This window comes from Bacillus sp. LK2 (assembly GCF_001043575.1).
Classification (GTDB): domain Bacteria; phylum Bacillota; class Bacilli; order Bacillales; family Bacillaceae_G; genus Bacillus_A; species Bacillus_A paramycoides.
Map to the genome: position 1 here is coordinate 1 of NZ_LDUK01000011.1, position 18,952 is coordinate 18,952.

Genomic DNA, 18,952 nt, shown 5'->3' on the forward strand with positions numbered 1-18,952 from the left:
CTTCAAAGTCTTACCTATCGCAACGAATAGAAAGTGAGGAATAACAATGGGACAAGGAAATCGTGGAATGGCTTTTGAAATGTTTATCAATCTAGCGAATGAAATGTATCAAAGAGGGGGAGTGGCGCTTATAAACTAGCGTCCGACTCCTGTGAAGGTGTTAAAGAGTAAAGGTGGGCGTGTGCTAAATGGATTCTATGAAGCTAAAAGTACAGTAGACTATGATGTTGTGTATAAGGGATGAGCTATAACATTTGAAGCGAAGTCTACAGAGAATCCTACACGATTTGATTTAAAGAATATTACACAGCACCAATTGGATTACCTGGAGAAAGCAGAGAAGATGGGAGCGATTTGTTTCTTCCTTATTGAGTTCAGTAAGGATAAGTCAGTATTCGTTATACCGCTATCAGTCATTCAATCTTATGTAAGGATGTCTCATCAACTGAAGGGCAAGAAGTCGATACCGATAGCAGACTTTGATATTTATGGGTACTTAGTAGATCAGACAGAACGAGCACCAGTTGATTACTTACAATACATTGATGAGCAAGGATTAATTCCAGTAATAGATGGCATGATTCAATTTGATCAAGACCGTAAAAGGGTAGCGAATAATATTGAAGCAGCGAAAGAGAAGATGAAGAGTAAAAAACGTAAAATCTTAATGGCTTAATAGATAGCGGAACAATACGCAATAGTGTGGTGGGGGCTATCTTAATGCGCGATGTTCCCTTATTCAACAATGGGATAGTAAAATTTCACGTACCTCATATGAATGTAATTCGTAAATATGCAAGGGTAAGTAGTGATTTATTTTAAAAAAACTGTAAGAGGGTGATTGGTTACCAAATAATTGTAGTTCATCTTGAATCTAAAGATTCATAAAAAATGTCATCCTGTCTAATATAGCTTGTTTAGAAAATAACGTTTTTTTACACTTGGGGTTATTTCAAGATTTTAAGTTGATGGGCATGTGACGGTGCCCCATGCTCACCAAGCTAGTTAGTGTATGTTAAGTAAACCTTATGGATTTGTATATCTCATCCATCCACTTTCAGATCGTTTCGCTTTATACTTCCCATAAGACAGAAGCTTCATTGCCGAGCGATTGGCCGCATGAAAAACCAAGTTCAGCTTCCATTCTTCCTCCATTTCACTGGGATAGGTGGTGGATTCATAAACATAATAACCCGCCATGATACAGGGGACTACTTGCTCCGGTTCAAATCCATAAGCAGTTGCATCATCGACAACCAAATCAATGAGGCATCGGTTTCCATCTTTAACTTTTTTCTGGAGTAACTTTTTTACCGATCCTGGTACTAATTCTAATATTTTATCCTTCATGTCAGTCACCTCATTTTTTATCATGTCCAGACAGCCTGGGGATATGTGTCAAACAGAATGAAATTTCAACCGTAATTGCACAGGCTAAAAAAAATCTTAAGGACTATATCACCCTAAAAGGGAAAATGGCTTTAAATCCAAGAAATCTGGTGATACAGGGAGAAACGTATTCGTTCATTTTGCAGTCGATTGGAACGAAACAATTCAAATGTAGGAAAACGTGTCGTGTCTAAAGTGGACAACCTATGTTTCTATGATTCTCCATATTGGCAGGATAATAATGTTGCAGGTTCTGTAGATGCAGGATAAGGATTTACTATAGACGCAAAAGTAACTGTCAATGGATCTACAATATAAAATACACAACAGCAAAGGCAAAACTAAAAGGCATGAGCCCGGTACAATACCGGACCCATGCCTAAGAAGCTGCCTAATGAAATAGCGTGTCTAACTTTTAGAGGTCACTTTGTGGCCATAAAACAAAGTTTGATAATTTATAAAAAAGTTTGATCAAAAATCCTGTGTTAATGTGCAGGTTTTTTTCTTGTTCCACAATCGGGCGTAATTATTGAGCAACACAAGTAGAAATTGATTAAACTGTTTATAAAAATTATTCACTAGCAACACAATTTAGTAACGATAATGAAAGCTCAAATTCCAACATTATCCTCTTTACGTTTACAAATAACTGAGTTTGAACGGGATATCCCTCAGGTGAAAAACGTAGGGTCGTTTAGACAAATTTACCGTGGTCGTATAGCAAGAATGAATGGATTTGATGATGTTCTTTTTTTAGATTCATTAGGACGCAATTCGGAAGGATCAATATGGAATATTGGTTTCTTCGATGGAGATCGAATTATTTGGCCAAAGGCTGAAATTCTCCCTGGTATAGCCATGCAACTTATTCAAGTAGGTTTAGAGAAAAATAACATTAAGACCGTTACATGTGAAATTTATTCGTCTGGAACGAGGGTCTGTTGAACTACTCACCGCTTAACATCCTTACGGACTGTTTGAAGTGGGAGATTCCTAAGTACAGAAACCTAACGGTTTCTAATTCAGTAGGCTATCCCCGTAGTTCCTACGGTTAAGAGACGAATTGCTTCGTTTCTAAGATTGAGCGCTGCATTTCGATCTCTATCGTGATGTGTGCCACAAGAAGGACAACCCCACTCACGAATGGTTAGATTTTTAACGTCTTTGTTTTTGTATTCACAATTGGAACATAATTGACTAGAAGCAAATGTTTTAGATACCACAACCACTTGTTTGCCATACCACTTGGCTTTATATTCCAACATCGTTCGAAATTGTGACCAAGATACTTCACTAATCGCTTTTGCAAGCTTTCTGCTTTTGAGCATGTTACTGACTTGTAAGTCTTCCATACCGATGACATCGTGGTTTTTGATGATTTCAGTAGAAAGTTTATGTAAGTAATCAGCTCTTGCATTTGCAATATGTTCATGGATTCGTGCAACTTTCACACGTTGTTTATTCCAGTTCGAAGAACTTTTCTTTCTTCTAGAAAGGATACACTGTGCTCTTGCCAACTTCTCTTCTAATGTACGAAAGAATTTATGGTTCTTGTATGTTGTACCATCAGAAAGAATGGCAAAATCTTTTAATCCAACGTCAATTCCACAAGTGGATTCCGTTTTAGGCATTTCTTGTACCTCTGTTTCGACGAGGATAGATACAAAGTATTTACCACTTGGGTTACGGCGAATCGTTGCATTTAGAATACGACCTTCTACTTCACGACTTTTGGCAAAGCGAACAAGGCCAAGTTTCGGCAATTTCATTTTGTTGTCTACAATTGAAATGTTTCCGTTCGTTTGCTTAGTTGTGTAGGATTGAATCTTATTCTTTTTAGACTTGAAACGTGGAATATCATTTTGTTTCTTGAAAAAACGTGAAAAAGCATCTGCAAGGTTTTTTAATGTGGATTGAAGAGCAATACTATCTACTTCCTTTAACCAGATTGTACCTTGCTTCTTTTTTAATTGAGTGAGCTCGGCAGAGCAAGAAGGATAGGTTAATCCTTTTCCTGTTTCTTTATAGGTGTTATTCCATAGAGCTAGAAAATGGTTAAATACAAAGCGACTGCAACCAATCGTTTTAGCAATTAATATTTCTTGTTTCTTATTTGGGTAGATACGAAATTTATATGCTTTATTTACTAACATAGGTTGCACCTCACTTTGTTATAGGATATCTACAGTATACAAAAAAACGTAGGCTTACGCCTACTAACATTCATCCCCACTTACCGTTGGGCTAGCGCCCTTCACACGCTTGAGGAAGGAGTATTCTGTCAGAAAACGATAAATACTAGAGTTTACAAAGAGGTAAAGGTAGTTTGTTGATAACTTAAAATAAAGTTTGATAAAAAGGTCTATTTTGTAGAGTAATTGCTTATGCATAAAATAACACTAATTTTTAGTATACTGTTGCTATAAACTCTCACGAGATTTGGAAAATAGATTCGCGAATCAACCGCGTTTCCAGCCTGATGTGGTAATGAGATGCGCAGCTATTATGAGTGCAGTGAAATAACAAGGAGGTTTCCACTATGACAGCTTTATTTGAACCTATGGCGTTTCAGCTGAAAACCGAGCGACTCGACCTGTGTATGTGGGAGGAATCCGATTCAGCCTGGATGAGAAAATTAATTGGCGAACGTGGTGTGGACATGCCAACCATTGACGCCGTTCGTAGCCAGCTTATAGAGATGCGCAAGAGAGCAGTCGAAAATGGCATTTCCCTTCTCACTATTCGCCGACGAGACGAAGGCGATTTCATCGGATACTGTGGCTTGATTATCGGTCGTTCTACACTTGAAGAGCCGGAGATCGCATACGAGTTGTTCCGCAGTGTTCAACGTAAAGGCTATGCGAATGAGGCAGCATCCGTAGTCCTAGACGCTGCGATTGCTACCGGACGTCACAGACTTTGGTCGACTGTAGGCGCTTGGAATGTTGCGTCCCTCCGGGTGTTAGAAAAGATAGGATTTGAGCGACATCACAGCACGTGGGACGAGCGCGGTGAGATAGTTTGGAACGTACGCGATCTTTAGAGATTCCGACTTCATCCGAAACTATGGAAAAGGTCATTAGTTTAGGGGAGAATCCAGATTCAGATAAAAGGACTGATTTATAACCCAAATAGTGACAAACTATAACCGAGGCTGTTTCTTTTAAATAAAGTCACGGTGCTATAAAAAAATACGCTATGTTTTGCCCCATTGGATTTATTTATCTAAAGGGGTGTTCTTTTAGTGGGCTCGCAACATCGCCATTAAGAAGTTTGGGAGAAACCTTAGAAGGTCAATATCTCATGGTGGAGGAATTTAAAGAGGGAACGAGGAAGAGTCATAATAGGGAAAACAAACTATTTGTGTGAACATTATAAATATAGGAAGAAAGTCGTATAGAAAGCATGAAGCATATTTAATTACAGTGTTTTGAAAGTGCAATTTAATTAAATATGCAATATTGCATATTTGCTATTCGTAATCTTATGTTATCCTAAAAAATGTTATATATGGTATTTGTTTTTTCTCCACAATGCTAGTTGAATAATAATAAATAAAAATCATATTTTAGATGTTAGTCAAGAAGAAGATATTAGATTTTTATTTTCAATGTCTGATAAAAGCGATGCAATTAGACGCCAAAATATCGTGGTTGACTATGGATTTACAATTGTATAAAGAAATCATCTTGTGGATTAAGGGTGTGGATAATGAGTTTAATAATTAAAGATTTAACAAAGAAATTTGACGAGCACACTGCAGTTAATAATTTGAATATCGAGATAATCAAAGGTGAAATATTTGGATTCCTTGGCGGGAATGGAGCTGGTAAAACTACTACATTTCGAATGATACTTGGACTTTTATCAAAATCAAGCGGATCTATTTCATGGAATGGTAAGCCTATAAATTATGATGTTACTGATAAGATTGGCTATTTACCAGAAGAACGTGGGCTTTATGCGAAAATGACTGTAAAAGAACAAGTTAACTTTTTTGCAAAACTAAAGAACATGAAAAGTAAAGATGCAGAAAAAGAACTTCAATATTGGCTGGAGCGTTTTAATATATCGGAGTATCTGAACAAAAAAGTAGGAGAACTTTCAAAAGGGAATCAACAAAAAATTCAGTTGATAACTGCGATTATACATAAGCCCGAACTTTTAATTTTAGATGAACCATTTAGTGGTTTAGACCCCGTAAATGTTGAAATGTTAAAAGAAGCTGTTCTTGATATGCAAAAACAAGGTTCGTCCATTCTTTTTAGTTCACATCGTATGGAACATGTGGAAGAGTTATGCCAACACATTTGTATCATGCATAAAGGAGTACCTGTTGTTCAGGGTGACATTGCTAAAATTAAAAGTGATTTTGGTAAAAAGAATGTTGTAATCGTTGGCGATCATGACTTTGACCATTTGAAAGAAATAAAAGGTGTAGAAAGTATGAAGAAACGTAAGAATGCAGTTACTCTTAAAATTTCATATGAAGAAGTTTCTCATGTTTTATTTAAAGAAATAACGAAGTTAGGGTATGTTAAAAAGTTTGCAGTGGAAGAGCCTACTCTAAATGATATCTTTATTGCGAAAGTAGGTGCACAACATGAGTAGTTTCTGGACAATTTTTTTACAAAACTATAAATCTAAGGTGAAATCAAAATCATACATTTCTCTTACAGTAATAATTTCTATGTTAATAATAGGATTGTTGAATATTGACAGGATTTATGACTTTTTTGTGGGAAATGAGGAAGAAAATGTTGTTGTTGTTACAGAGCAAGAAGAATTATATACAACAATTCATCAAGTGTTTAAAAATGTCGATAGTAAATTAATTGTAAAACATAGTAAGGATAAACAAAAAGCAGAATCGGGTGTTAAAAAAGGTGAATATAAATATGCAGTAGTTGTAGAGGAATTAGATAATAAGCAGCTGAATGCTACTTATATGGCTGAGACAGATGTAAATCAGGAAGATGTTACAAAGGTTCAAACTATCTTATCTCAAATACAATCTTCTAATTTCGCCCAGCAATTGAATCTATCGCAAGATGATTTAAAGGTGTTAACTACGCCAGTAGAAATACACACCAAAACAGTTTCAGATAAGGTTAAAGGTGGAGAACATAAAGCGAGTGTAGTAATTTTAATTAATATCTTTATTTTCCTAAATTATTTAATGCTATTAATGTATGCTGCACAATTAGCTACAGATGTCGCAACTGAGAAATCTTCGCGTGTAATGGAGTTAGTTGTTTCAAGTATATCGCCAACCAAACATCTATATGCAAAGCTCTTTTCAACATTATTGGCTGGTATTACTCAAATAATAATTTGGGGCTTGATTGCATTTGTAGGGTATAAAACAGCAATTGAGGGATCGAAAAATGATATTTTAAATGGAATTGATTTAAATTCATTTGCTCCTACCTTAGTGGTTTATGGGATTATATTCTTCACATTAGGATTCTTATTATATGGCTCATTATCTTGTCTATTTGGCTCTATAATTAGCCGTATAGAGGAAGCTTCTCAAGCTGTTATGCCGCTGACAATTATGTTACTTGCTGCTTTGTATATCGCAATTTATGGGATTTCAAATCCAAGCAGTTCTTTCGTTACCATTACTAGTTATATACCTTTCTTAACTCCTATTGTTATGCTAGTACGTATTGGATTCCTGAATATTCCAGTTTGGGAAGTTGCTCTTGCACTAGCTATTCTATTAGCAACAATATGTATGATGATTGGTTTAACGAGTCGCGTTTACCGTGGTGGCGTATTATTATATGGTAAAGGTGCATTCAGTAATATAAAAAAGGCAATTAAGTTAGGAAAGTAATTGTTTGAAAAATATATTCAAAAAGATCTACATAGTTAATCTATGTAGATCTTTTTGTTCCAGCATGTATACAAATCCGTAGAAATGAATCTGCACATGTTTATTATATTGGGGTATTTTTGTAGACTAGTTAGTGGGAACGTAAAAACTATCGGCAAGGTAGTTGGCACTGCTGAAGAGATTGAAAAAAAAGCGAAAAACCTTGAGAAGACTGCAAAAACAACTAACTTCACAAAGTGTCCAACGGTTTTTGATGAGGTTACTAAGTGCGTTAAAGAGCATAAAATTCTTTAGCCTAGAACTCAGTTCCGGGCTAAAGAATTAATATGCTTTTTTCATAAAATGAACAAAGCCACCTATAAATAAAATAACAAAGCTACTAATTACAACAAATACTAATGTTTGAATAGAGATATAAAATAGCTGTGAGTCATCGTTAGGAAGCATAGCAAGAAATGGTTGAGCCCATGGATGGATGAAAAAATTAATTACCTAGCTGAATTAATTGAGAACTTACTATCCTATTCATTAATAACAGCAAAAAAATATCCGTATCACCCAGAACGAAAGGATATGACACGCTTAATGAGAAAACTTGTTGCATCCTGGTATGACATATTAGATGAGCAAGGTTTTGAAATTGATATTGTGATTCCAGAAAAGCAGTTATTTTGGAATATTGATGAAAATTGGTTTCAAAGGATCATAGATAATGTAATTCAAAATGTAGTTCGACACGCGAGTGATGGAAATTTTATAGGAGTGTATATGAACCATGAAGAAGGAACGATTGCAATTGTTGACCATGGGCCAGGTTTTCAGAATGCTCATTCGCCAAATAAGGGTGCGGGAATTGGATTATCTATCATTGCTGTTATGGCGAAAGAAATGGATATCGAATGGCATATAGAATCTGATGATACAGGAGCGACGTTTCTATTTAAAAAGTTAGTGTAGAAGGGAGAATAATAGATGGAAGAGTTTCAATTCACAAAGCGTGCAAATGGAATCTTTCAAATTGCAAGTAAAGAGGCTGAATGTAACGAATACATCATTCAGCCTTTAGACTTATTTATAGGAGCTTGCAAGGAAGAAACTGGAGTTTGTGCTGAGTTACATATGTATTTGTTTCGCTATGTTGGTATAGATTTTTTAACAAGGTTATCGCATTTACAACATACATATTTTAAATATACAAGATATATGGAAATAGAAGGATATGGAGTTTCTTATAAGACAATGGAAATCTTTCAGCTAGCTAAGTGTAAGATGGAACGGTTTAATCAAGTATATGTGAATGAAGGGCATATTGATGAAAAAGGGACAACTTGTTTTACTGGACAAGTCTGTCCAAAACCAGAAACAATTTATTCATAAATTGTTTGGCTTAGCTTCATAAGATAGAAATGAAGAGAAAATTGCTACTCTATGTTTCTAACTAATATTTTTGCACCAGAACCATGATATGTCTAACTATGCAAAAGATATGTTTATAAGGTTTTCAGAAAACTATAATATTACTTTAGTGGAGTGGAATGTTCATATCTTAATTAAATACTGTAAAGTTATTTTGCGTCATGGAATATAATACCCAATCCATATCTTGTCCCAGATTGAATTGTACTTACACCATGACGAAGTGTAGCTTTATAATAACCACGCGTTCCTAGAATAGGTCGATGATTTGTTGGGAAAATTAAAGCTTCTCCTTGTTCAAGGGTAATAACATGCCCTCTGCTCTGCGCCCGTGGTCTTTGCTCTACTAAGATTGATTCACCTCCAGTATAATCAATTCCACGTTGATTTAATGTAAGTAATATTTGGAATGGAAAATAAACATCTCCATATAAATCTTGATGTAAACAGTTATAACCGTCTGCTTCATATTTTAGGATTAAAGGAGTAGAGCGTACTTGATCATGCTTATGACATTGTTCAAGAAACTCCGTAAGAGTTGGTGGATAAATCAGCTCTTTTCCTAATTGTTGTAACCATCGATTTGCTGTTTTAGCGAGTTCAGGATAAAAGCTTGTACGTAACTCCTGTACAATGGATGGAAGAGGGGCTTGGAAATATCGATATTGTCCACTTCCCAAACGATATCTTTCCATGTTTATTGTACTTCTATAGTAAGAATCATCTTCGTACATATTAATAATTTCTTCACATTGTTTTGCATCTAACAATAATGGTACTTTTGCATAACCCACGTCATCTAAGGTTCGTTGTAGTGCATCCCAATCGAGGGATGCAACATGCTCTTGTACGCTCTTGTACATATTATTTTCCTCCTTAAAAATTACCATCTATCTTTTCAAGTGATAGTAATTCACGCTTCATCTCTAAGCCACCTCGAAAACCCGTTAATTTACCGTTTTTCCCAATTACACGATGGCAAGGAATTGTAATTAATACTGGATTTGCTCCAATTGCAGTACTCACAGCTCGTACTGATTTAGGTTTTTGAATTGCTTCTGCAATATCAGAATATGAGTAAGCTTTTCCATATGGAATTTTGTTTAAAGTATTCCAAACAGTCATTTGAAAAGTAGTACCAATTGCATCGACGGAAAAAGTAAATACTTTACGTGTTCCTTCAAAGTATTCAATTAACTCTGTGATATATGGTTGTAATTTTTGAGCATCTTCTACTAAATCATGCTTTGGAAGTCGCACGCTTGACCAGGCATATAATTCTGTGAATGAGTGGTTTTGTGAACCAACAAAACATAGTCCCTTATCAGTTGCTGCAATATACATCTTCCATTGTTGATGAATGAATGGAGTCCAATATACTTTTTGATTAAATGTTGTTTCCATGTTTCAAACCGCCATCTTTTTTTGATTTATTTTTCTATACTTACTAGGTGTATAGCCTGTTCGCTTTTTTAATAGTGTCGCAAAGTGTGACGTATTCGGTATCCCAATAGCAAAACCTATTTTCATAATGGATTTATTTGTATTCGTAAGGTAATAAATAGCTTTAGAAATTCGAGTTTGTTGTATATATTCAATTGGAGTTACCCCTTTAATTCGTTTAAGTGTTCGTTGTAAATGAAAAGGGCTTCCATGACACATGTCAGCTAGTATTTCTAGATTTAAGGATTCATTATAGTGATTATCAATGTATTCTGTAATTTACGTTACCCAATCCTCATTAGGCAACGTTATTCCATTTGGCTTATAACGTTTGCATGGACGAAACTTTTCAGATAATGCTTGCTGTGCATTTTGAACAATCTTTACATTGTCTATATTAGGTACCCTAGATTTGCATGATGGTCGATAAAAAATACCAGTTGTTTTTACACCATAATAAAACTTGCCATCATAGGAAGAATCATTGTGTACAATTGCGTGCCAACGTTCATTAGTCATCTTACTAAAGTCTGCATTTATAAATTGGAGAGATTCCTTTTGAATTTCACTATCATTTTGCATATGATCACCTCCGAAAGTAGTATAACCTGACTGTAGCTTCCATGTCCGTATTTTAGAATGTAAGAGCAAGATTACGAAGAAAAATGCAGGGAAAAGATTTTAATTCTTATACCGGAAGTCGTTACTATAATCCTAATAAGTCGAAATGATATAGAAATCATAGAAGTAAAGGATTTCATTAAGTCACAAAACCAAATAGTATCAAAGTTTTCATTTCAAGAACGACAATCAGCCTAGCATAGCCGATTGTCGTTTGTACTAATCTCCCAAGACAAGCCATTACCTCAATGACTGGTACAATTCTTGGATAAATAAAGAAAGCCTTGTTCTGTAGTAAGTTTTTCGAAGCCGTTAATTTACAGATGAGATCCGCCACTTGCATCAATCAATTGACCGGTTACCCAACGGCTGTCCGATGAAGCAAGAAAGGCTGCAACGTCCGCTATATCTTGTGGCTCTCCCCACCTATTGAAGGTTGAAAGGCCAGCGGCATATTTCTGACCATTGGGATCTTGCAACGTATTGGCATTCATCTCTGTATTAATAATTCCTGGAAGGATAGCATTCACCGTAATATTACGGTTTCCAAGCTGCTGAGCCAAGCCGTGCGTAAGTGTGTTGACCGCCCCCTTCGATATGCTATAAGCGAAAACATTAGGAGAGGCCACTCGTGTAACAAACGATGAGATATTGATAATACGACCTCCATCTTTTAGACGTGATAAACCTTGCTGGATAACAAAAAGCGGTGCTTTGACGTTAATATTCATGACTTCGTCAAAAGATTCTTCCGTCGTCTCCTCAATGTTTATAATTTGTCCGATTCCAGCATTATTCACAAGAATATCAAACTGATTATCACCTGTCCGTTTCTGAATGGCTTCATCCAATTTCTCATATAAATCACAAATGCCCTTAACGGTACTTAAATCCGCACCAACTACGAATGCAGAACCTCCACTTTGCTGAATCTTATGAACCACTTCCTCTGCTTCATTTTGTCTTTTTCCATAATGCACTGCAACTAATGCGCCATCCTGAGCTAGTCGTAACGCAATGCCACGACCGATTCCTCGGCTAGCACCAGTTACTACAGCGATTTTACCTTTTAACTTACTCATGCTCTCATCTCCTTGATTAAAATTCATGTTTAGTTATATCACAAGGTGATGTTTGAAATGTTGCTCTCTCATTCGGTATTCATGTTTGTCGCCAATGAGAAACTAAATTAATGAATGCAAGTGATAATTAAACTACAATGTGAAGTAGCTAGGAGATTGAAGTATAGCTTTTGGTGATTTTATAGACCCTTAATGGACTGTATCATGATCGCACGTGAAACGTTTAAATATACTGAAACTGGATCAGTGGGATTACTTAAAGATGGAAGAAGAATGCTTGTCATACAAGCGAGTGGGGCCATCTATACAAATGACGATTGGTATACGGAAGTTGAATACTCTCATAAATATCTGAAGGTGATGTTTAATTTCCTTGGTATTGAAGATTATCAAATCATTCGCGCGCAAGGGACGGATTTATTAGATTCAAATGAAGTATTACAAAAAGCATATAAAGAAGGTGAAGGAGCAGCTTCAAGATTGTCTACTAAATAAAATTTTTCACTGGAAGAAAGAGAGGCTATTAATATATTAGAGAAAATATATTAATAGCCTCTCTTTATGTTCTATTTTGTAAAAAACGGTTCCATAAATCAATAAAGAAATATCTGGTACATTTTAAACATAATGTACTAAATTATGAATGTGTAGTTAACAATTATATACCGTGAGAAAGGAGTGAGCCAGATTCCCATATTAAACATAATATAAGTTTTTTTATGTAGTATATTTAACCGTTTGTTAACAAGACCCTTATTTTTTATTAAAAACTGCCCTTGTTGAAGGGGCAACAAGGGCAGGACAGACATATGGATTTGCAAGGGGTAATCTGCAAAATCTTATAAATTGTAACATGTATATATACCTAGAGTAGTTACAAAAAAGTAACAAAAACGCTATTTGAGTAGAAAACAGGTGATTCCATTGAGTGAAGAAAAAGGGTGGTACACATTGGCCGAGGCCCTCGGAATATTAGAGTTAGATATTAATGAAATTATGAGACTTGTAGATGAAATTGAAGAGGAATAATTTTTTAATAGCGAAGGGGAGCTGAATAGTGAACTTAAAGGAGTACGTCGTTTAAAAGCTACACACTTAAAAAAATAAATATGCCCTAGTATGGTGCAGGGCTAGGGCATAAAAGTAGTTAGTAAATATCTTCATAACAATACTAACATATTATTTGTTTTTAATGTTAGGAATTATAGATATTTCAATTGGATTTCGAAAAATCTTAATAAAAAATTCATTTTGTAGAAAAGAGGAATAGATATGTGTACTTATTGGGAAAACACAGTTAAAGAATTCTTCAAGAAACAAGAACGGGAACGAAATAAAAGAGCAGATAGCAAAAGCTAACTGCTCGGTTCTCTCCAAGGGGGAACAAGGAGAAAATCTAATGTCATATACAGTATTGACGGAATATTGAGTTTTATTCAGTTATCTATAAGAATCGAAATAAAATATCTTTGATTAATCCTATGGCTCCAATTAGGAGTATCGATAGAAAAACTAACGACCTTTACTATAATTGACGTTGTATAAGCTTAGCTTGATAGCGATGGAGTCCCGCCACATGCCCATTAGCTTAAAATTTTATAATTCCACCAAACAACAGATTTATCATTTTAGTCAAGAAGACTCCTTCCTCAATGAACGTGAAGGGTCGCAGCCCAGTGAGTAGGTGGGAGATGAAATGGCTAAAATGATAAAACAAAAAAGTAATATAAAATTTTTGTTTTGGGGGCACCTCAAAATATTAGGTTGATAGGTATGGGATGCCACCAACAAATCAGAAAAACCCAAGGCTAAGCAAAAAAATATAATAAGCTGCCCATATGGACAGCTTATTTACATAATTATCGTTATCAGAAGTTGTTTTTAGATGATCAGTTCTTATATTTTATAATAGTGCCATTTTTATCTTTAAATTCTAAATCAGTCGTAATAAGATCAAAAGACTTTAAATCATCATCTAATTTATTAGGAAGGATCACATACCATAAACTCCATCCTTTATACTTTGTTTCGTTTGGTAAGAATTTATCTAAATTTATAATATGTCCTGGGGTAGATTCATATGATATCTTGCTGATAGATGGGTTCTTAAGATAACCAGAAATAACTTTTCCATTTGATATTCCCATAGTAGGTGATATACCAGAATCTTGTACTTCTAACTCACTTACATTTGCTCCTCCTGTTATCCCACTAACAGTCCATTTTCCATTTTCTATTTCTAAATCTGCTATTGAAATGTAATTATCAGGTGTAACAAAAAAGGCTATTTTTTCATCTATTTTTATAATACGTTTTAGAGCATTATATTTATCTAGTTCTATATTATTTGTTGGTTTTAATCCTTGTTTTAATGCTTCTTGTTGTGTGTCGTATCCTTTTGAAATTGAGCAGCCACTAATGATAAGAATTAGGGAACCTAATATAAGATGTTTTCTAAGTTTTTTATACAAAAGTTTTCCCCCTTTATATTTTGTTAAAATATGGATTGTTTATATTCTATCACGAAGAAATTAGAATAAGTCGTACATTTTTTTGATGTATATTCTATACATGTTCTGTTAACATAACGTTCTAATATCGATAGCAAATAAAAAGCACAAACCTTTGATGTTATTAGGTTTGGCCGTTTTTTCTATTTCCAAAATTGCCACCACTTTTTTTGTTGGGTGGCTGCAATCAATTTTTTAGTTTCCTGTGTTTCACGGATCATAGCCATTAGGTTTTGATCACGTTCATTCATTCTTTGAACCATTGCTTTTTGAAAACCCTGTTGTTGTTTTTGCTGTTCAGTTAACCATTCTTTTAAACTTTTTTCATGTTTTTTAAGTTATTCAGATACTCTTTCAGTAACAATTCTATCTAACTTCTGAACAGCTACAACTTCTCGTCTTACTTGGATTTGTTCAGTTTGTTGTTTAGTTGTTTGTATCGGTTCAATGTTTATATATTCAGGGAATCCTTCTTTAATGAGGAGCTCAATAATTTGTTTTGTTTGGAGGTTTCTTTTATTTCTCATTTTAGCTATAAATTGAAAAACAGGTATAGATTCTTGATGAATTAAATATTTGTTCTTTTCCCCTTGTTGAAATTTTAAAAAACTACCGTATGTTTGACAGTTTCGTTTTATAGTCATAGCGGATACTTTTATTTCTTTGGCTACTTCTTCAGCTGATAGCCAGTTTTTTTGTTGCATTTTTCAGATCACTATCTTTCTAAACATCTAAACTAAACACTATTCAAACAACTAAACAATTCTATAGTTGACAAGGGTTCCCTTGTTTTTCTGTTTAGATGGCTATTTAGATAATATACAAATAGTTTAACACCTGAACATCTAAACAGTCATCTGAACAAGCTGAAAATAGATAAAGAAGATAGACTAGTAAACAAGCTGTTTTCTACTTTTAAACATAGAATATAATGAATCCTATTTTAATATAAGGGGGGGACTTATATTCATGAGAGATGATTGTGATAGATTTTGGGATGATTTAGTGTTCTGTAGACGTGATTGTGACTGCGATTGTGATGAATGTCGTCGCAGACGTAACCATGATCGTGATTTCGATTTTGATGATCGTCGCAGACGTAACCATGATCGTGATTTCGATCGTGATGATCGTCGCAGACGTGACCATGATCGTGATTTCGATCGTGATGATCGTCGCAGACGTAACCGTGATCGTGATTTTGATCGTGATGATCGTCGGGATTGGTAAATCCCTTTGGAAAAGTGCTTTGAGGAAAAGCACTTTTTTTGTTCAAGAATTTTCTGGTCTTATTTGTTAAGGGAAGACCGATGTCTTCCCGCCCTACATAAAAAGACCACCTTAGGGTGGTCTTTTTTAATTTTAGGTAATTTTCAGGTATGATGAATTTCACTTATTTAAATAAGTGAAGTAAAAAAACTGCAAAATCAACTTTTATTGTATATTTGGAGTTTTTTGCCTTTATATTAGAACAGAAGGGAAACAGATAACACTTGTTAGCTTTTAATATGTATTACCTATCCATTGTACGTAGAATGTTGGGAAATTTCTTAAAGGGGATTTCTGTATGCCGTATCCAAAACATATTGTATGCGCCTCAACAGCTGTGTTAAATGATAAAAACGAAATTTTACTTTTGAAAAGTCCGAAGCGAGGCTGGGAAATTCCTGGTGGTCAAGTAGAGGAGGGGGAAGCAATTCCAACAGGTGCTATTCGAGAGACGAAAGAAGAGACTGGAATTGACATTGAAATTATAAAGTACTGCGGATTGTATCAAAATGTTTCACGGTGTATTTGTACTCATTTATTTTTAGGAAAGCCGGTTGGGGGACAATTTACAACAAGTATTAAAAGTTTAGAAGTTGGCTATTTTTCGATTGAAGAAGCGTTGCGAATGGTAACTTGGAAAAATCTCAAAGAGCGCATTTTACATTGCTTAGATGAAGAGAATCATCCATTTATGGTGACTTTCTAAGATGTGTTAGTAAAAATACTTGAGGAAATATAAAGTAATTAGTTCTAAAGTCGAATCCTTAACATAGAGGAATTCGACTTTTTTATAGGTTAAACTTCACTTAGCATACAAAATTTACGTTTTATTGGTGCTACCCTATGCCCATCAATTTAAGAAACGGAATACACAATCTGAGTATGCTTTTATGAAACGACTCGTTCAAACTTTTGGAGAACCAACGGTTCTGACAACAGATAAGGCCCTTTCTTTACTTTGTTCACTCAAAAAATTAAAGGTGAATGACCTTTATAAAAGTACTACTCATTCTACAATCAAACATTTCAATAATTACATAGAACAAGATCATCGCCATGTAAAGCGCCGGTTTGCTAAATCCCCAGGATTCTAACACTTCGCCATGCTTCACGTACAATAAAAGGAATCGAAACGCTTGATGCCCTATATAAACAAAGACGAAGTCTCCAATCAGACTTCGTCTTTTCGACGTATAACGAATTACAAAAATTATTAAAGGCTTCGTAAAATTCAACTACAATTCCTTCATCTTTTTATATGTTAAGAAACTTCGCATGAATCTGTCCTTATAGGTAAAAATATGTAAGGTATTGTGCTGGAATGCACTTGCCTATTCTAAATAAGGAGTGAGATGAGTGGCTGATAAAAACGAACGTAACCGTGTCGATAATGATGCTGGCGAAGCGGTAGGAACTGGTGTCGGTGCTGTCGCTGGAGCTGCTTTGGGTTCTGTTCTTGGTCCACTTGGTACCGTTGCAGGAGCTGTTGCAGGAGGAGCGATGGGTAACAAAGTCGGCGAAGGTGCCGATGAGGCTAATGACAGTGTTGCGAACCGAGAAGATTAGACTTTAACCAAAGTGACACTGAATGAATTGGATTCCCAAAAAGGGAGTCCTTTTTTTATTAAGTTAATTCAGCTTTTTTAGGTAAATTCCCAGTAAGATTGTGAATCAATTCACTTAAAGTAACGGGGCGTTAGTTCAACAAGCTATAAGCAGCAATCATAATCATTTTCTTGATCTTCCGCAATCGGGCGCTATTGCTGAATAAACCTTAGATTTTTAATCGACTTTATTGTTATATTTTTGAGTAGTTTGTAGAAGAGTGTTATTAAATCATCCATGCTAAATATTACTGATATCTCACAGTGATAACTATCAGTAATGACGGTCGCCCTATCGACTTTTTTACTATGTGTTTTTTATAGTATAATACAATGGAGTTATCATTTCTTTCCATGTACCCAATGACTCCTAGTTTTATCAGAATTCTCACTTTATTATTTTGAATATTCTGAATTTTGTTGATATATATTCAGGAATCTAGTTAAATAATCCCAAATTCTGTTATTATATTATTAAAAGAATAGATAATAAAAGTGTGACGAGGGGGTAAATTATGAATATAGCAGTCAAAGGTAACGAACAGATTATGAGCTTATTAAATGATTGGTATGTAGAAATTCGTGCGCGGCGCATAAGTAATGCACATCGTTTAAAAGAAGAAATTGATGTTAAAATTCAAAATATAGAAGAAGATCAGAATTTATTATTATACTATTCATTATTAGACTTTCGACATCAATATGTAATTGATAACTTAGGTGTTTCTACAAGTAGTTTTGATAAAGTAGAATCTTTTGAGATTCCTCCTAATAATACTTTAACTTATTATTATCATTTCTTTAAAGCTATTCATGCAAGTGGAACTGGTAGTTATAAGATTGCAAAAGAACACTTTGACCAAGCTGAAAAGCTATTAGAGCTTATTCCTGATGAGGTTGAGAAAGCTGAATTTTATTATAAGCTAGGTGCATTTCATTTCGATATTTGCGATTCCCTAGTCTCTTTTCAGTACACAACAAGGGCAAAAGAAATGTTTTTAGCCCATGATGATTATGAGAGGAATGTCGGCTTTTGTGAGAACCTTTTGGGGTTAGCCTGTATAAATTTAAAAGAGTGGGCATTAGCAGAAGAGCATTTTGCTGCTGCAATGGACAAGTTCCAAAAGGTCGGTGAAGAGAAGTTTATTATCATGGTGCGCCATAACTTGGGTTGGATGTATTCTAAACAAAACCTATCTTCTTTAGCGATTCGTTATTTATCTGAGGTCATTGAAAAATTTCCAAACCATTACAAAGCTATCTACGCAAATGCATTGGAACATTACAAACTGAACGAACAGGATATTACAGCAAAACTCATTGAGAACGGCTTAGATATCAGTAAGAAACTCAATCAAGAAGAGTTCATACATCGATATCTCATTCTACGGGAGCTGAATAATAATTCACCTACTCAAACACTTGAAACAGTAGTGTTAGCAGGAATTGATTACTTCGAAAGAGAAGGATTGTACGAAGATGTTCAAGAGTCTTATGAGACACTGGGAACAAAATTTTATGATGAGAAGAACCATCATGCGGCGAGTAAGTATTTCCATTTAGGATTGCAAGCGAAACGAAAATTTTTTGAGGAAGGAGCTTTAAAATGAAAAAAATAGTATTAAGTTTAATGGGAATTGTCACTGTTATAACCTTGACTATAGGTGTACCGAATACAACGAAAACTCCACAATCTTACGAAGTGGTTCAAGGTCTTTCAATTGGAGATCACGGTGGTTGATACACTAATTTAATCAATAATAAAAAGGACTAGAT

General features: G+C 34.9%; 16 protein-coding genes and 8 pseudogenes. 16 read left to right on the top strand and 8 right to left on the bottom strand.

The genetic code is table 11. The features are described 5' to 3' along the window. Window positions 1–46 precede the first annotated feature (46 nt). A pseudogene (locus VK90_RS08540) lies at window positions 47–676 on the top strand (Holliday junction resolvase RecU). Between the two features lie 350 nt (window positions 677–1,026). Here VK90_RS08540 and VK90_RS08545 read toward each other — a convergent pair. Further along, the gene (locus VK90_RS08545; protein WP_048372032.1) at window positions 1,027–1,350 is read right to left on the bottom strand and encodes a hypothetical protein; all 324 of its coding nucleotides are present in this window, start codon (window positions 1,348–1,350) and stop codon (window positions 1,027–1,029) included. A 201-nt stretch (window positions 1,351–1,551) separates the two neighbouring features. Here VK90_RS08545 and VK90_RS30645 point away from each other — a divergent pair. Beyond that, window positions 1,552–1,792: pseudogene (locus tag VK90_RS30645) on the top strand (hypothetical protein); the annotation flags it as partial. A 200-nt stretch (window positions 1,793–1,992) separates the two neighbouring features. Further along, the gene (locus VK90_RS08550; RefSeq protein ID WP_053081389.1) at window positions 1,993–2,334 is read left to right on the top strand and encodes an aminotransferase class IV; all 342 of its coding nucleotides are present in this window, start codon (window positions 1,993–1,995) and stop codon (window positions 2,332–2,334) included. 77 nt (window positions 2,335–2,411) lie between these two features. Here VK90_RS08550 and tnpB read toward each other — a convergent pair whose 3' ends face one another. Beyond that, window positions 2,412–3,542 carry an IS200/IS605 family element RNA-guided endonuclease TnpB gene (gene tnpB / locus VK90_RS08555; RefSeq protein ID WP_048372034.1) on the bottom strand — a complete coding sequence of 377 codons (1,131 nt, stop codon included), beginning with the start codon at window positions 3,540–3,542 and terminating at the stop codon, window positions 2,412–2,414. A gap of 386 nt (window positions 3,543–3,928) precedes the next feature. Between tnpB and VK90_RS08560 the strand changes: the two genes are divergently transcribed. The 6 genes and pseudogenes from VK90_RS08560 to VK90_RS28325 all read left to right on the top strand — a co-directional run. After that, complete coding sequence (locus VK90_RS08560; RefSeq protein ID WP_048372036.1) at window positions 3,929–4,432, top strand: GNAT family N-acetyltransferase; 504 nt, start codon at window positions 3,929–3,931, stop codon at window positions 4,430–4,432. A gap of 668 nt (window positions 4,433–5,100) precedes the next feature. Continuing rightward, window positions 5,101–6,000, top strand: coding sequence for an ABC transporter ATP-binding protein (locus VK90_RS08565; protein WP_048372038.1), 900 nt, complete (start codon window positions 5,101–5,103; stop codon window positions 5,998–6,000). Further along, window positions 5,993–7,231: an ABC transporter permease gene (locus tag VK90_RS08570; protein WP_048372040.1), complete on the top strand. Its 1,239-nt coding sequence runs from the start codon at window positions 5,993–5,995 to the stop codon at window positions 7,229–7,231. Before VK90_RS08565 ends, VK90_RS08570 begins: the two co-directional genes overlap by 8 nt. 471 nt (window positions 7,232–7,702) lie before the next feature. After that, entirely contained in the window at window positions 7,703–8,188 is a 486-nt protein-coding gene (locus VK90_RS08580; protein ID WP_048372045.1) for a sensor histidine kinase, read from the top strand. A 352-nt stretch (window positions 8,189–8,540) separates the two neighbouring features. Further along, window positions 8,541–8,630 (top strand): annotated as a pseudogene (locus VK90_RS31210) (IS6 family transposase); the annotation flags it as partial. A 63-nt stretch (window positions 8,631–8,693) separates the two neighbouring features. Further along, window positions 8,694–8,786: pseudogene (locus tag VK90_RS28325) on the top strand (IS200/IS605 family transposase); the annotation flags it as partial. Window positions 8,787–8,796: 10 nt separating this feature from the next. Here VK90_RS28325 and VK90_RS08590 read toward each other — a convergent pair. The 4 genes and pseudogenes from VK90_RS08590 to VK90_RS08605 form a co-directional block, all read right to left on the bottom strand. Further along, window positions 8,797–9,510: a 2OG-Fe(II) oxygenase gene (locus tag VK90_RS08590; protein WP_048372048.1), complete on the bottom strand. Its 714-nt coding sequence runs from the start codon at window positions 9,508–9,510 to the stop codon at window positions 8,797–8,799. Window positions 9,511–9,523: 13 nt separating this feature from the next. Further along, on the bottom strand, window positions 9,524–10,051 hold the full coding sequence (locus VK90_RS08595) for a methylated-DNA--[protein]-cysteine S-methyltransferase (protein ID WP_048372049.1): 528 nt from the start codon (window positions 10,049–10,051) through the stop codon (window positions 9,524–9,526). A 3-nt stretch (window positions 10,052–10,054) separates the two neighbouring features. Then, window positions 10,055–10,672, bottom strand: a pseudogene (locus VK90_RS08600) (bifunctional transcriptional activator/DNA repair enzyme AdaA). Window positions 10,673–11,028: 356 nt separating this feature from the next. Then, window positions 11,029–11,793: an SDR family oxidoreductase gene (locus VK90_RS08605; protein WP_048372051.1), complete on the bottom strand. Its 765-nt coding sequence runs from the start codon at window positions 11,791–11,793 to the stop codon at window positions 11,029–11,031. A gap of 192 nt (window positions 11,794–11,985) precedes the next feature. On the opposite strand from VK90_RS08605, the pseudogene VK90_RS08610 reads away from it, so the two are divergent. Continuing rightward, window positions 11,986–12,288: pseudogene (locus VK90_RS08610) on the top strand (NAD(P)H-dependent oxidoreductase); the annotation flags it as partial. Window positions 12,289–13,682: 1,394 nt separating this feature from the next. Here the strand turns inward: VK90_RS08610 and VK90_RS08615 are convergent. Together VK90_RS08615 and VK90_RS08620 are read right to left on the bottom strand one after the other, a co-directional pair. Further along, window positions 13,683–14,264: a hypothetical protein gene (locus VK90_RS08615; RefSeq protein WP_048372055.1), complete on the bottom strand. Its 582-nt coding sequence runs from the start codon at window positions 14,262–14,264 to the stop codon at window positions 13,683–13,685. Window positions 14,265–14,446: 182 nt separating this feature from the next. Next, window positions 14,447–15,007: pseudogene (locus VK90_RS08620) on the bottom strand (DUF3967 domain-containing protein). A 265-nt stretch (window positions 15,008–15,272) separates the two neighbouring features. Between VK90_RS08620 and VK90_RS08625 the strand changes: the two are divergent. The 6 genes and pseudogenes from VK90_RS08625 to VK90_RS31075 all read left to right on the top strand — a co-directional run bounded on the left by VK90_RS08625 (window position 15,273) and on the right by VK90_RS31075 (window position 18,917). Then, on the top strand, window positions 15,273–15,533 hold the full coding sequence (locus VK90_RS08625) for a hypothetical protein (protein WP_048372057.1): 261 nt from the start codon (window positions 15,273–15,275) through the stop codon (window positions 15,531–15,533). 337 nt (window positions 15,534–15,870) lie between these two features. Continuing rightward, window positions 15,871–16,278 carry an NUDIX hydrolase gene (locus VK90_RS08630; RefSeq protein WP_048372058.1) on the top strand — a complete coding sequence of 136 codons (408 nt, stop codon included), beginning with the start codon at window positions 15,871–15,873 and terminating at the stop codon, window positions 16,276–16,278. A gap of 151 nt (window positions 16,279–16,429) precedes the next feature. Continuing rightward, window positions 16,430–16,800: pseudogene (locus VK90_RS28330) on the top strand (DDE-type integrase/transposase/recombinase); the annotation flags it as partial. Between the two features lie 128 nt (window positions 16,801–16,928). Next, complete coding sequence (locus VK90_RS08635; RefSeq protein WP_000764044.1) at window positions 16,929–17,138, top strand: glycine zipper domain-containing protein; 210 nt, start codon at window positions 16,929–16,931, stop codon at window positions 17,136–17,138. 553 nt (window positions 17,139–17,691) lie between these two features. Continuing rightward, window positions 17,692–18,786: a Rap family tetratricopeptide repeat protein gene (locus tag VK90_RS08640; RefSeq protein ID WP_048372060.1), complete on the top strand. Its 1,095-nt coding sequence runs from the start codon at window positions 17,692–17,694 to the stop codon at window positions 18,784–18,786. Further along, complete coding sequence (locus tag VK90_RS31075) at window positions 18,783–18,917, top strand: hypothetical protein (protein WP_269431817.1); 135 nt, start codon at window positions 18,783–18,785, stop codon at window positions 18,915–18,917. Before VK90_RS08640 ends, VK90_RS31075 begins: the two co-directional genes overlap by 4 nt. Window positions 18,918–18,952: the final 35 nt, after the last annotated feature.